The organism is Mucilaginibacter sp. SJ, assembly GCF_028993635.1.
GTDB lineage: Bacteria > Bacteroidota > Bacteroidia > Sphingobacteriales > Sphingobacteriaceae > Mucilaginibacter.
This window is the reverse complement of sequence record NZ_CP118631.1, coordinates 5,967,795-5,982,932: the sequence shown is the minus strand read 5'-3', so window position 1 is coordinate 5,982,932 and position 15,138 is coordinate 5,967,795. Positions and strand designations below refer to the sequence as shown.

Sequence of the window (15,138 nt, the reverse complement as noted above, 5' to 3'; positions counted from 1 at the left end):
ATGAAAAAAATCAGCCTCCTGCTATTGACGATATTGTCATTCGGTTCTTTCCGCTTATCTGCACAGGTAGTCTATTCGCTGCAACAGCTGAAAGATGCTGCCGGGAAGAACAGCCATCAGCTGGCTATTAAAGAATACCAGGTGCAGGAAAAAATCAGTAAGCTAAAAGAAGACGAAATAAAAAAATATCCTGCGGCAACACTCGACGGAACTTATCAGTACAATTTCAAATTACCTGATATTACTGTACCTGCGGGTGCACTGGGTTCTGTAAAAACAGGTAATGGAGATACCCAGCTTTTGCCGGCGCAATCCAGCAATTTTGCCGTGGGACAGAAAGGCAGCTATAACGTGGGGCTTAATCTTTATCAACCCCTGTCGCAACAATTCAAAATAAATACAGGGCTTGAGATAGACAAAACTGATATCAAGCTGATACAAAAAGAGAAGGAGAAAACGGTACTGCAATTAGGGCTTGAAATTGAGCAACTATATTACGGAACACTTATAACCCAAAAGCAAAGCGAAGCGGAAGCGGCCAGACTGGAACTGGCCAAAGCCAGGCTGAAAGACGCCGAAGGGGCGTTGGCAGCCGGCAAAACCACGGGGGTCAATCTTGCCGGTTTGCGGGCTGATATAGCGGGCGAAGAACAAAGCCTGTTAAAACTTGACATTCAGGTACAGGATTATCTGGGCGAACTGAGCAGGATTACCGAGCTGGATTTAACTGGCGCAAAACTAATGGAAGCCGAGCCTGACAATTCAGTTCCTGAACCTGTAGAGGCTTATAAGAGTTCGTCCTTTGGCAACCCTGATATGGAAATAGGCAGGCTGAATAAGGAAAAGGCGTTATTGGGAATAAAAGCGGCCAGGCAAAGCAATATACCAGATATCGGAATTATAACTGGCTATTATGTCCAACAAGGCAGCCCTGTATTACCTCCTAGCAGCCCGTACGTGGGCATTAGCCTAAAATGGAACCTGCAGGATCTTTTCTCTAATAAGCAGGTGCAAAACCAAAGGGTTTTCCAGTTAAAGCAGGCTGAAGAAAGTCTGATTTATACAAAACGTCAAATAGACAGCGATATAGACAAAACCTGGCGCAAAATAAAACAGTCGGGGGCGTTAATTCTGGCAGCAAAAAAACTGGTAGCTTATCGTAGGGATGCACTGAAAGAGCAGCAGGACAGGCAAATTGCGGGGCTCGATATCAAAACCGCAATGCTGGAAACGAAGTTGAGGCTATCCGAGGCAGAAGTGAATTTATATTCCGCGCAATTATCTAATGTCATCGCCATTGCAGAGCTCAGGAATTTAGCCGGACAAATCAAGTAACAGGCAGCCACTACATCGGTAAGTACCCGGCTGTCGGTTTACACAAAGCCAGTTAAAATAGTAACTGCACAACAAACACTTTAAATTTAATATGAGACTGATAAAAATAAAGAAGCAGCATTCAATTGCCAGACATAAAATAAAAAAGAGTTTTTTTGTTACGCTGATGTCTATCGGCGCTTTAGCATCGACCGCCTGCGCACAAAGCGTTGATGATCCGGCAGCCCGCAAATTGTACCTGGATTTTGGCGGTTCGGTCGGCCTTTTTATTCCTTACAATCAGGTTAAAGGCCAAAATACGCTGACAGGTTCGAATGCAATGACTGCTCTTCAGCTTAACTATCACCAAAATTACTTTGTCAAATTACAATTCGGGCAAACAACAGTCAATTTCAAATCCCAAAGTAACCTTGGAGCCATTAACTCGTCTATTAACGCTCAGGCGAATAGCTCCAACCTTGGTTTAGGCTTTGGTTACCAGCACAGTTTTGGCCGGTGGCAGCCATTTGTCTTAGCCGGTGTTGGCACATCATTTATCGATGTACCCACGACGTCATTTGATGTGAAAACTAACGCAGTCAACTATAGTACATTCTCGGGCACCTATCTCTATATTAATGCGGGGGCAGGTATTAACTACAAGATATCGAAGTCGTTCATATTATTTCTGGAAGCACAGGGATCAACAATACCTGAACTTCCAAATAAATCAAGTACGCATCTGAGCGGTATCAGCACCATGGCCGGTATTAAAGCACCTTTATAGTTCATCTTAATAATTATAGCCATGTATAAAAAAGTTATTATGACCACCATATTTTCAGTGTTTTTTGGTTTAATTTCACAAGCTCAGCAGGCAGCTATTACAGGTAAGTGGATAACCCCGGATAAAGATGTTATCGAGTTTTATGCGGAAGGCCAGGTAATAACGGCCAAACAAATCGGTACTGAAACAGAAAAAGATAAAATTTACAACAATAAGACTATCGCAAAAGAGCTAAAATCAATTTCTGCAAAGGTTTTCGAAGGAATTGTGATTGATCCGAAAGACAATAAAACCTATCGCGGTCGTTTCACGATCAGTGAATCCGGTACAGAATTAAACCTCAAGGTAAAGTGGGGCTTCCTCAGTTTCAATGAAACGTGGAAACGGGTAAATTGATTTCCGCCTATTATTATTCAGTTATCTTTATTTTAGTGCATGCGTAAACACAGCTATAAATCTTACAGATTATATGGTTATCCGGGATTCGGTCTGGTTTTATACCTGATCATGATACTGATCAATCCTACAGACCGGACCTTTAACAGCTGGCGATACTATGAATTTAGTGACTTTATCCTCGAATTCTCATTTAGTATAGTTTATGCCACCGTTTTATTTGAAACAGGTATCCAGCTGACCGCATGGCTTAATAAATGGTATTCCTGGGATAGACGAATCAAAAGCAGGTTTGTGCTTCAGTTTATTTTACACATTGGCATCGTTTCCATAGGGATTATTTTGTTCTTTAAAATTAAGTTTCCTCATTATTTTGGTTATGACGAGCTAATGCTCCGGCAAACGGTTATTATAAGTGTAATTTTCTCTTTGTTGATCACTGCGGTTTTTGCGGCAGAGTATTTTTTTCACAAATGGCATGACGTCAAGCTAAAGACGTTGGAAATGGAACATCTGACAACTCAGGCGCAATTGGATGCATTGAAATTGCAACTTGATCCGCATTTCCTGTTCAATAACCTGAGTGTCGTAACAGCTTTGATCGAAGATCAACCGTCCACTGCAATTTCCTATGTTGCCAAATTGTCTTCAATTTACAGGTACATGTTGATGAACAGAACGCTGAATGTGATCCCATTAGCCGAGGAGCTTGAATTTATAAAGTCTTACCTGTTTTTATATCAAATAAGGTATGGAAACGGAATTAATGTCAGGATCGATGAAATCGGGAGCGCTGCCTTGTCCAGCGTTCCTCCATTGACCTTGCAGCTGCTGATTGAAAATGCTATCAAACATAATTTGTTCAGTACGGAGTCACCATTAAATATTCATATTTACTTTCGGGATAGCCAGTTCATGGTTGTAGAGAACAATAAAATTCCTAAAACAAATCCCGAACCGAGTACAAACGTGGGACTAAAGAATATCATGGAGAGATATCGCCTGTTGAGTGACCAGATACCTTTAATCACCGATGAAAATCTTTTTTTCAGGGTGGAAATACCGCTAATTGATCCACATCATTCAAAATTATAAATTATGCCCAATGTTTTAATCATTGAAGATGAGCTTCCTAATATACTCAGGCTCGAAAAAATGCTTCGTCTTTCAGACAAGAACATTACAATAGCCGCGACACTGCAAACTGTGCAGGATAGTATTCAATGGCTGAAAAAACATGAACAACCCGATATTATTTTTATGGATATCAGGCTTACTGACGGTTTAAGTTTTGAAATCTTTAACCATGTGAAGATCACAGCACCGGTGATCTTCATTACAGCTTATGACGAGTATGCGCTCAGGGCCTTTGAAGTAAACGGCATAGATTATTTGCTAAAACCTTTGGAAGCCGATAAATTGGAAAAAAGTTTATCTAAAGCGAAGGCCATTGCCGGACTAGGTAGCAACGAAAGCATACTGAGTCTTGTCAAAAGCATGCAGACCAAGCAGCCGATATATCGTTCCCGGTTTTTAATCGCTTACAGAGACAAATTCCTATTAGTGATGGCAAACGATGTCGCTTATTTCACTTCGGAAAATAAAGCAACGTTCCTGATCACTCATGATTCACAACGGTATATGATCGATCAAACTTTGGAAATCCTGGAAAGAGACCTTGACCCCGATGTGTTTTTTAGGATAAGCCGCCAGTTCATCGCCTCACTGAAATCTATCTATAAGATTCATCAATCCTTTAACGGCCAGTTAAAAATTGAGCTTATCCCTGCCTCAGACGAAGCCGTGTTGATGAGCCGTGAAAAATCAAGCCAGTTAAAAAAATGGCTAGATCAATCAGATTTATAAGTATAACTTAAAATAAAACAGGTGGCTTCGTAGTTGAGTTGGGGCTTGCGTAGATTCAGTACCCGATTTCGGCACTTCAGTCAGTTAAAAAGAAAAAAATCGGTTATCAACTACATTTTTGCATCAAACAAATGCAAAATGTACCAGCAGTCTGCAAGTAAATACTATAAAAAAGCGCTACTAATGGGCATTTCCGCCTTGGTAGCTGTTGCCCTGATGCGCGTTTTATGGCATAAGCAAGCTCCTTTCCAACATGGAATGAAAGTAATGCCAGGTAATTTAAAGCCCCGTTTATCCCCAAGCATAGATAATTGAATTAAGTCCCCACTCCTTCGATTCTTAAGGGAGTGGTAATATTTTAATACGAAAATGATTCAGATAAAATCCATAACCCCGAAAGACGGACTGACTGCCTTTATTGATTTTCCATATGATCTGTATAAAGATGATTCTAACTATGTGCCGGAACTTTTTATCGCCCAGAAGGAGTTGTTCACCAAGCATCCTTTCCATGAACACTCATCTGTACAGTACTTTCTGGCCTATGATGGGGATAAAGTCGTTGGGCGTATCGCTGCTATTCTCAATAACAGGCATAATGAATATAATCATGCAGCCGATGGTTTTTTCGGTTTCTTTGATTGTATTGACGATCAAATTGTTGCGAATCTTCTTTTTGGTGCAGTCACAGAATGGTTGGAACACAGAAATGTTAAGCATATCATCGGACCAGCTAACTTTTCCTTTAATGAGACATGTGGGTTACTGATAGAGGGCTTTGAATTCTCACCGGTGGTCATGATGCCTTACAATCCCGCCTATTACCAGAGGTTGATTGAAAATATCGGTTTTACCAAGAAAATAGATCTACTGGCTTTTCGTTTTGGCGAGGATGATTATGACGATAAGTCGGTAAGATTGCTTGATCCGATTCTGGAACGCCTCAAACGTAACCGGATAGTCCTGCGTAAGATTGACATGAAAAACTTTAAGCGGGAAGCAGTCAGTATAAGAGAAGTGTACAATAAGGCATGGGATAAAAATACGGGCTTTGTACCCATGACGGATCACGAATTTGATCACATAGGTAAGGAAATGAAAATGATTCTTGATCCGGATTTTTGTCAGCTTGCAGAACAGGATGGTCAGATTGTAGGTTTTGCATTGGCTGTACCGGATTTTAATCAGGTGCTTAAAAAAGTGAAACGGGGTAGATTGTTTCCGAATGGTTTAATTAAGATCCTCTTGAACAAAAAGAAGATTACGGGTATCCGCATCATTTTACTTGGTGTTGTTGACAGTTATAGAAAAATGGGGATTGAGGCTTGTTTATATGGAACTATCATCAAAGAGTACCGGAGGAAGAACCTGAAATATGCAGAAGCCTCTTGGACATTGGAAAATAATCATCTGATCAACAGCGCGATTGTTGCTATTAAGGGCGAGCCATATAAAAAGTATCGCATATATGAATTGACGATTACCTGAAGTCAAAGCTTCAGGCATTTTTATTGAGTCCAAACCCTTTCTCCGGGAGTTTCCATAGCTTTGACCACAGACCGGATTTTGGGGCTTGGGCTTATTATAATTCCTAAAACAACTTTTAAGTACTTAGCTATAAACTCCAAATCTTCAACTATGGTCCGGTTACAGTACCTCGAGCATAGGAATCAGAATGGCTGTTCTGAAAACTGATTCATACATCTTCATTCCAATATTTCGTCATCAGCCAGGGGCAACATCAGTTGATAGCCGCAACAAAACAGGAAAATATTGGGAACATGCTGCCACCAATCTAAAGAGAGCCGGTGAAACCGGCTGATTAAATCGCGTCTCACATAAAACTTGACAAGGTCAGCCGCTGATTTTCACGCAATAAAAATCAATTCAATTTACAAGCTGCACTGTCAATTATTTCAATTCTTGTTAATATACCTTAATTATTTGTTAGTCAGCCGAAATATATACCCTCAGATATTGGCTTATTTAGATTACCAATTAATTATTCCATTTGAGAATGAATTCTGAAAACCTTAACAACAAAGAATTAAGAGATGTCACATCGCTTAAAAACATAATAAGTTAAAAGTGTTTTAAGACTTGTTAACCGGCGGCCATTAAAGGATCGTCTTAAATACCACCAATGTCGGCAGCCGCTTCAAAATTCCAATTAAGAAAGAAATGAAGAATACGGCCTATTGAAGAATTATATCAACCCTTATTTATAAAAATTATTTACAAAAATGAAAAGATACTGTTTAGCTCTTGACTTAAAGGACGACCCTCAACTGATAGCAGAATATGAGCATTGGCATAAGGCAGAAAACAGCTGGCCTGAAATACGAAAAAGCATCCTGGATGCGGAGATCCTGGATATGCAGATTTACCGGACCGGGAACCGTTTATTTATGATCATGGAAACAGGAGAAAAGTACCAACCAGCTAAAAAGGCAGAGATGGATGCTGACAATGTTAAGGTACAGGAGTGGGAACAGTTGATGTGGAAATTTCAGCAACCCCTACCCTGGGCGAAAGAAGGGGAAAAATGGGTGGTTATGGAACAAATTTTTCAGCTTTAGTAAAAGATCCGATGCAAGCTATAGTTTGTGAAGAACCAGGCAAACTGGTTTTCAAAGAAGAAGAAAGACCAGAAATAAAGGAGGGCTATGCCCAGATCAAAATCAGGAGAATAGGTGTTTGCGGAACAGATCTTCATGCTTTTGAGGGAACGCAGCCTTATTTTAATTATCCCCGTATTCTTGGCCATGAACTTTCAGGGGATTTGGTTGAAACCGGCGGTGCAAAAGGTTTTCATAAGGGAGACGTTGTAACGTTTATCCCCTACTTCAACTGCGGTTTTTGTATAGCCTGCAGATCGGGAAAGCCGAACTGCTGTGTTAAAATTGATGTTTGCGGCGTACATATAGATGGCGGAATGACCGAATACCTGAATGTTCCGGCCTATTCACTTGTACATGGTGCAGGTTTAAGCTATGACGAGCTGGCGTTGGTAGAACCCCTGGCGATAGGTGCTCACAGTATCAGGCTGGCAGATGTAACACCGGGTGAATTTATACTGGTCATTGGCGCCGGCCCGATAGGCCTCGGCATCATGGAGTTTGCCCGTATTGCCGGTGGAAAAATCATCGCGATGGACTTAAATGCCGGGCGGCTTGAATTTTGCAGGGACAGGCTTAAGGTAGATCATATCATCAACGTAAGCACTGAAAATGTTTTGGAGCGGTTGTCCGTGATCACCAAAAAAGATATGCCTTCAGTGGTGATAGATGCCACCGGCAGCCTGAAAGCGATTAACGAAGGATTCCAATACATGGCACACGGGGCCAGATATGTATTAGTGGGCTTGCAAAAGGGAGAAATCAGTTTAAGTCACCCGGAATTTCACAGACGAGAGGCGAAATTAATGAGCAGCAGAAATGCTAACCGGGAGGATTTTGAGCATGTGATTACATCAATGAAAAAAGGGTTGGTGAAACCGGCCAACTATATAACGCACCGCATCCCACTTAGCCGCGTTAAAGATGAATTTGAGAACTGGCTTGATCCTGCCAATGGCGTAATAAAAGCAATAATAGAAGTTGATTAGGGGATCCATACGAAAGATTCCAGGAGAACTGTAATGCAACCAGAAGAAATTTCACCTTACTGGTCACATGTATGGAAAAAGGACTGACAGGCTGATTATACCGGCCATCCATGCAACTTGAGTTAAAGTTTTATGTCGATCCTTGCAGGAAGTTGAGCAATCAGTAAACAATTTTGAGTTTATGCCTTTTTTAAAATTTGGTTTTTAAAAAAATATGAGCTAATCAATCCTTTCTCCATCAATTCATCCCAAAGCTTAACTGGAACGGGCTCGTGAACCATCTTAACATTTTCTTTAACCCTCTCAGGATTAGTGGTATTTAACGCAATACTTACAACTCCGGGTGCTTTCAACGCGAACTGTACACAGGCATGGGCAGGTTTTACGCCGTACTTGAGACAGCAACTAAAAAATAAGTCCCTCCATTCAAATAAATCCGAATATTGCTGATCCTCACGGCTCACAAATTTATAATCATAATAATCACCACCGGTCAAAAAACCCGAATGAAACACCGCCGAATTGACAATTTTCACGCCCTCCGACTCTAGTTCCCTCATAAAATCTAATAGATCAATCGGATGACTTTTGATTGTCATGCTATTAGCGATCATTACCCAATCCAATTTTACGTCCTTATGAATACGTTCAATCACTCGCCAATTTTTCGCTCCGACACCTACAGCCTTCACTTTACCCCTTTGTTTAAGTTCAGATAGAGCTTTGTATGAATCCAGGACTTCATAATAAAGACCATTAATTTCGTCGTTGTTTCTTCCTATTTCCAAATATTCGTCAGGATCGTGCACAGAGACGAGGTCAGCTACGAAACCCTTAAGTAAGGTATTGCCTTGACGAAAGCAATCCATAATTTGTTCATAACCCAAGTGTTGTATTGCGTCATGTTTAAGCCCTTTCCAGATACCCGGTTCAAAGGTTGGTTCTGCAGACGTCAATTTCGTTCGCAACCAACCAAGTTTGTTGCTGATAACTATCTTACTATGGTTAGTATTGAGCGATGCCAGTGAAGCTCCCAACGACTCCAAGGCCAGACCAGCGCCATATTTACCCGCTGAGTCAAAATACACTTTACCACTGGTTTGGTTAATGCATTCTTTAACTATTGCCAACTTGATTTTATCGTCCAATTCGGTATAGAGATTCCCCAAGCTGCTTGTGCCAAAAATTATTGAAGGAAATTCAAGGTCAGTTGATGGTGTTTTTTGAGAAGACATTTATTTTATAAATTTATTGTTGTGATTTACTGCAAGACTTAGCTTATCATTAAAGCTCGTTTAGCTGTTTCAATCCGACATGCTGCCATTATATAATCTGAACGCAAGAGAAATTTACTTTACGTCTATTTCATTTCATCAACTTGTCTTGAGCTACCTAATGAACAAATGTAATTTGGGATCAATATTTTGAACCAATTGCCTGCTTACTCATCCTTATATATAGCAATCCGGGATCATTTTAAAAAATGTCCCGGATTGAAAATATAAATGAATTAGCTATCATAAAAATGGGGCATTTTCGATTTTATTGTTACTGCCTCATCGATTATATTTAGCTTGTCGAGTAGACCCGGGGAGTTTCACCCCAAGTCCCTCATAGAACCGTGCTTAACAGTCGCCCGTTACACGGCTCTTATTAACCATTACACCGGAGTCGGTCCTAGACTCCGCGTGTTTTGCTTTCATCCTTTGCTACCTCCTGATTGCTCAGTTTTGCGGCGGATATAGAAAGCTTGTTAATACATCTCCTTCGCTCCATTCCCATTACAGGAACTTCGTCACTACTACGGGATGTTCCGCCCCTGTGCCACCCATCGGTACTTTCCCTCTTGCAGTGTCATCAGCTTGAGGTTTTCCCTTAACATGATGGCGACAGGTTCTCACGTTCCATACAAAAGCCTGTGTTAAGCTCGTGCCATTTATACGCCGGATATCGCAAAGCCAGTAAACAGGTTCCCGCCTTGCTTGTCCCTCGGTGCTATTGTACCTCAGTTTCGATATCGTCTAATCCTTTCGACGCCTCTTCAATGGTTCACTTGCGTTCACCTTCTTAACACTTACCTGACACCTTTAATGATGCCTTTTCCGCTAATGCTCACTACCAAGGCTCTTTACCAAAGCAGCTTAGCGGTAGTTTGGAACCTGCTCCTGTAAGCCGATTCCGAGGGGCCGTCCCTCATCTTTTGTACAGCATTAATTTTCATTGCATGAAAATTATTCGTGACACTCAATAACCAGGATTTTGAGTTAGCACCCCCTGGTTCCTGTCAATCTCAGTTTGTGGTATTGGCCAATATTCGTATTTGTCTTCATACTTTAATTTGGTGTTTGGCACTAATGGATTTGACACAAAGCCATTTATTTTCTGAGTTGCGATCCCCCATCTCCTCAAATCGAAGTAACGTATGCCTTCCATTGCGAATTCCACGCGCCGCTCATGTCTTATTTTATCCCTCATTTGAGCCTGCGTCAATCCAGCGGGCAAAGCTGCCATATTTACTCCCGGCCGCGCACGTACTTCATTGATTTGCTGATAAACAGAGGCATTCGGTCCTGTAGCTTCGTTTTGTGCTTCAGCGTACATTAATTTAATGTCAGCAAATCGGAGCAAAACGAAATCGTTGTCGTCTATAGTCCCATAATCGGGGTTTACTAGTCCAGGCGTCAGCCATTTTTTGACAGCATAATAGCCGGTTATCCAGCTATCTTTGCCAGGTGTAGCAACCGCCAGGTCACCGGTAAAAGGCCAGCCTTGCGCATTTGTATCACCAGAAAAATAAAAAGTCATTGTTTTTCTCGGGTCGCCGGCTTCGTATTCGTTAATCAGATCCTGGGTACCAAGATACCCTTTCCAGCGTTGCACAGTCACAGCGACTGCTGCATCCGCATGAAGAATGTTAGGTGCAAGATAGCGCACAGAAAACATGATTTCCGGACTTGTATTCTGATCAGGTTTATAAAAATTGCCGGCGTAGTTAGATGCCAATGAGAACTTCCCGCCTTGTATTATTGCATTTGCTAACTGCGCCGCTTCAGCATATTTTTTTTCAAACAGTAATACCCGTACTTTATAACCCTGCGCAGTCGCCTTTACTGCATGACCTGTATAAGAATTGTCCGGTAATGTAGCTATTGCAGCGTCGAGATCCGTTTCCACAAATTTAAGTACATCATCCCGCGTGGATTTCGCCAGACCTTTTTTATAATCAACAGTAAATGGATCTGCCGTTACAATGGGAACATTACCATAAAGCTGAGCCAAATAAAAGTAATTGAACGCCCGCAAAAAGTAGGCCTCCCCTTTATATTGATCCAGTTGAGTTCCTGAAAGTACTTTGCCTACATTCGCGAGAAATGAATTAATGGCAGCTATTGCCTGATAATTATTGCTATAGTAGCTGGAAACATACCCTCCGGTCATCGGTGTTATACCACTACTTGTTGCGGTAAGGCCACCACCGTAGTCATATTGTCCGTAGGAATCGTCAGTATAGTTATCCCATCCAAAAATTTCATATTGAGAACATCCCCAATTACCGCCACCGGCATAAAGGTAATTATAAAGCCCCGAGAGGGCAAGGTCAGCATCCGATGCTGACTTCCAAAATACTGCTGTGGAAAGCCTGTCTGTAGGCGTAACATTCAATAAATCCTTTTTACAGGATACTGATAAAAATGTTAACACAGATATGATGGTTGCAATTTTAAAATTCTTTTTCATCGCTAATCTAAATCTATTTATCGTTAAAACTGAACACTAGCACCCAAAGTAAATATCCGGTTCTGTGGGTAAGTAACATAATTACCGTCACCTACACGCTCAGGATCTAATCCAGGGAATTTACTTACAGTGAAGACATTATCTGCTGAGAAATAAATTCTTGCAGACTTCATTGTAATTTTATTAGCCAATTCCTTTGGCAAACTATATCCGATCTGAAGACTTTTCAATCTGAAGAAAGACGCGTTCTTTAGGAAATAGGTTGATGGATAATTCTGAACAGGTGCATATCCATCGGCTATATAAATTTTGGGCATTGTATTGGTATGGTTAGTTGGGGTCCACCTGTTTTCCCAGTCTTTCGTTGGAACTGATCCTTGCCTAAACGGCTCAATACCCCAGCCGTTCACATAAATCTTCTGGCCCACTGATCCATAGAACATGGCGTTCATATCAAATTTCCTCCATGTTAATCCAATATTGCCGGTATACTGGAAGGACGGATACTTACCTCCAACATAGGTACGGTCTTTGTCGTTAATCACACCATCACCATTTACATCCTTAAATTTTAAGTCCCCTGGGGTTGGCGTTACAGGCTGTTTCGGTGAATTGTCAATCTCCTGTTGGCTTTGGAAAATGCCGTCCCATACGTACATATAGTAGTCGTCTAATGCGTGACCTTCCTGCCTGATTGTATTATAGCCTATTTCTGTCGCACCATATTTCTCGAGTTTATTTCTATATGATTGAAAATTGCCTCCAACAGAAAAGCTCCAATCCTGATTTATCTTATCACGATATTGAATGGCAAGCTCAACACCTTTATTACGCAATGCGCCGTCATTAATCGTTGGTGCATTCAATCCGACCCAAAGTGGTATTTGCGATGAGCGCAGGATATTGAAAGTATATTTATTGAACCAATCTGCTGTAAATGTTAACTTATTATTGAATGCGGTAAGATCGATACCTAAATCGAATACCCGTGTAGTCTCCCATGTCAAACTTGGATCTACAAGTGTGCTTGCCGAATATCCGGGCGTTACTGCACCATTAAACGCATAGCTTCTGTTATCGAGCGAAGCCTGATAAGGGTAAGTTCCTATATTCTGATTACCAAGCTGGCCCCATGAACCCCTTATTTTTAGATCATTTATCCAGGTCAGCGGTTTCATAAATTCTTCGGCTGACAATCGCCATGCTGCTGAGAACGAATAAAACAGGCCCCATCGAGAATTAGCAGGAAGGCGTGAAGTACCGTCATAACGAACGCTTGAGCCAAAGAGGTACTTATCGTTATAATCGTAATTTAGATTTCCATAAAAAGATCTGATAGCCCATTTGGAGGATGTACCGCTGTTGTTCATGCCATCTGTAGGCCCCGCATCAAGTTCTCTTAATAAATTCGTTGTAAATTTCTGTCTCCATGCTGATAGATAACCATATTTATTAACCTCTTGTTGAAAGCCACCAAGTGCAGATATATTATGCTTACCAAATTGCTTTTTAAAATTGAGTTGGCTATAATAAGACAAGTAAGAATTATCCCCTCTGTTAACATAAAGACCGGGCGTGCCAACATCCAGGTATCCTGCCGAACTCATGTCGTTATAGTAATACATTGGGATAACCGGCCTGAAGTCATTATTATTGAAAGTGTCATAATTTCCTCCAGCTTTATTTTCCCAAGCAAGTCCCGGTATGATGTCAACATTTAAGAATATATTTCCCTGGAAATAATAATCATTATTTCTATTCCGTACATCCTCGCCAACTATCGCCACAGGGTTCTTGTTGCCCTGTTCATTTGGGTAGGCCCTTTTAATCCAATCACCATTAGATGCTTGCGGAGGATATAACGGTGACTGCGCCAGTGTAGATAGAAATTGATCCTGAGCGCCTTGCCTTGGATTTACTTTGTAACCATATCTCCCCTGTAAATTAGTACCGATTGTGATTCTTTTGTTGACCTTGGTCGAAAGTCCAAGATCAATTGTGTATTTATTATAATCAAAACCGATCATGGTGCCTGGCTGGTTCGTATATCCTAATCCGATATTGTAATTGCTTTCATCGCTTCCGCCATTAACTGACAAATAGTGGTTTTGCACATGCGCTGGTTTAAATACATCATTCAGCCAATTATGATTTGGATATTTAACCCGGTCTGTAGCATTTGCGTATAGATCGATTTGAGCTTGCGTGTACAGTGGCTGCCGGCCCGAGTTGACATTTGCCTCGTTAGACAATCTCATGAATTCTGCGGAATTAGTAATTATGTCAGGCAGTTTTGTAGCATTGGCGATGCCATAGTTATAACTATACTGAACAGATGCTGGGCCGTTCTTACCGCGTTTTGTTTTAATTACGATAACGCCATTTGCGCCACGAGAACCGTAAATCGCAGCTGAAGCTGCATCTTTCAGTAAAGTCACAGACTCGATATCATTAGGATTGATGACATCAATACTTCCCGGAAGCCCGTCAACTATAACTAATGGAGCGTTGCCCGCGCCGCTAAACGTTCCGACCCCGCGAATTCTTAGCTCGACATTTTCAGCACCAGGCTCTCCAGATCCTTGCGTTACTTGCAGACCGGGCAATTGACCTTGCAAGAGCGATGTAGGATCTGTACCCACACGCCTGTTTAATGCTTCGCCGGATACCGTGGCTACCGCACTTGTCATTTTGTGTTTGCTTTGGGTAGAATATCCTACTACAACCAACTCCTTAATTTGCGATAACGATTGCTGAAGCTGAATGGTTACGAATGTTCTCCCTTTTAGAGAGACTTCTGCATTTTGGTAACCAATGTAACTCACAACTAGTGTTGCATTCGAAGGAGCATCCAGCACAAACTTTCCGGATGCATCAGTTTGCGTTCCGTTCGCAGCGCCCTTTACGCGAATACTTGCGCCGACAATTATCGAATCACCAGACATGACCTTTCCTGTTACCTTTTGCTGCGCGAACGACGATAGTCCGAACAGCAAGAAACATACAATAAAACAGAGCCGATGCATAATTCCCTGCAATTTAGCATCGGGGGTGTTAAGGCCAACACCTCTTCCAAATGGTAAAAATTTGTTCATCTTGAAAATGGTTTAAAATGGTTTAAAATAGGATTGGAAATCAATCTATTTTCAAATGTATATTTTTTTTCAATCGATTGAAAAAAAATGTGATAAAAATGTTACATTAAAACATAATTAATTGATTATCAACAATAAAAATTTTACAAAATAAAAGTCAATCGATTTCATAACTATCTTATTATATAGCCTTTACATCAGAAACACCGTAAATTTTAGCTACTGTCTAAATCGATCAAAAATGCGGTTAAAACAAGTGGTCGATAACTATATCGCTTTATTTAATATCTTTATCCGTTAAATGGGTCTTTTTAAATTAAAACTTAAACGTAGGA

Annotated in this window: 11 protein-coding genes; 8 read left to right on the top strand and 3 right to left on the bottom strand. The window is 41.0% G+C overall.

The genetic code is table 11. The features are described 5' to 3' along the window. The 8 genes from MusilaSJ_RS24555 to MusilaSJ_RS24520 all read left to right on the top strand — a co-directional run bounded on the left by MusilaSJ_RS24555 (position 1) and on the right by MusilaSJ_RS24520 (position 7,970). A complete protein-coding gene (locus MusilaSJ_RS24555; RefSeq protein ID WP_274987400.1) occupies positions 1-1,335 on the top strand; it encodes a TolC family protein in 1,335 nt (444 codons plus the stop codon). A 91-nt stretch (positions 1,336-1,426) separates the two neighbouring features. Continuing rightward, the gene (locus MusilaSJ_RS24550) at positions 1,427-2,101 is read left to right on the top strand and encodes an outer membrane protein (RefSeq protein ID WP_274987399.1); all 675 of its coding nucleotides are present in this window, start codon (positions 1,427-1,429) and stop codon (positions 2,099-2,101) included. Positions 2,102-2,140: 39 nt separating this feature from the next. Further along, the gene (locus MusilaSJ_RS24545) at positions 2,141-2,497 is read left to right on the top strand and encodes a DUF2147 domain-containing protein (RefSeq protein ID WP_274987398.1); all 357 of its coding nucleotides are present in this window, start codon (positions 2,141-2,143) and stop codon (positions 2,495-2,497) included. A 111-nt stretch (positions 2,498-2,608) separates the two neighbouring features. Then, a complete protein-coding gene (locus tag MusilaSJ_RS24540) occupies positions 2,609-3,592 on the top strand; it encodes a sensor histidine kinase (RefSeq protein WP_274987397.1) in 984 nt (327 codons plus the stop codon). Between the two features lie 3 nt (positions 3,593-3,595). After that, positions 3,596-4,363: a LytR/AlgR family response regulator transcription factor gene (locus MusilaSJ_RS24535; protein ID WP_274987396.1), complete on the top strand. Its 768-nt coding sequence runs from the start codon at positions 3,596-3,598 to the stop codon at positions 4,361-4,363. Positions 4,364-4,732: 369 nt separating this feature from the next. After that, a complete protein-coding gene (locus MusilaSJ_RS24530; protein ID WP_274987395.1) occupies positions 4,733-5,851 on the top strand; it encodes a hypothetical protein in 1,119 nt (372 codons plus the stop codon). Positions 5,852-6,606: 755 nt separating this feature from the next. Further along, entirely contained in the window at positions 6,607-6,942 is a 336-nt protein-coding gene (locus MusilaSJ_RS24525; RefSeq protein WP_274987394.1) for an L-rhamnose mutarotase, read from the top strand. Positions 6,943-6,953: 11 nt separating this feature from the next. Further along, complete coding sequence (locus MusilaSJ_RS24520; protein ID WP_274987393.1) at positions 6,954-7,970, top strand: zinc-binding alcohol dehydrogenase family protein; 1,017 nt, start codon at positions 6,954-6,956, stop codon at positions 7,968-7,970. Between the two features lie 179 nt (positions 7,971-8,149). Here MusilaSJ_RS24520 and MusilaSJ_RS24515 read toward each other — a convergent pair whose 3' ends face one another. The 3 genes from MusilaSJ_RS24515 to MusilaSJ_RS24505 all read right to left on the bottom strand — a co-directional run bounded on the left by MusilaSJ_RS24515 (position 8,150) and on the right by MusilaSJ_RS24505 (position 14,803). Next, entirely contained in the window at positions 8,150-9,205 is a 1,056-nt protein-coding gene (locus MusilaSJ_RS24515) for an aldo/keto reductase (protein WP_274987392.1), read from the bottom strand. A gap of 1,009 nt (positions 9,206-10,214) precedes the next feature. Then, the gene (locus tag MusilaSJ_RS24510; protein ID WP_274987391.1) at positions 10,215-11,708 is read right to left on the bottom strand and encodes a RagB/SusD family nutrient uptake outer membrane protein; all 1,494 of its coding nucleotides are present in this window, start codon (positions 11,706-11,708) and stop codon (positions 10,215-10,217) included. Positions 11,709-11,731: 23 nt separating this feature from the next. Then, complete coding sequence (locus MusilaSJ_RS24505; RefSeq protein ID WP_274987390.1) at positions 11,732-14,803, bottom strand: SusC/RagA family TonB-linked outer membrane protein; 3,072 nt, start codon at positions 14,801-14,803, stop codon at positions 11,732-11,734. Positions 14,804-15,138: the final 335 nt, after the last annotated feature.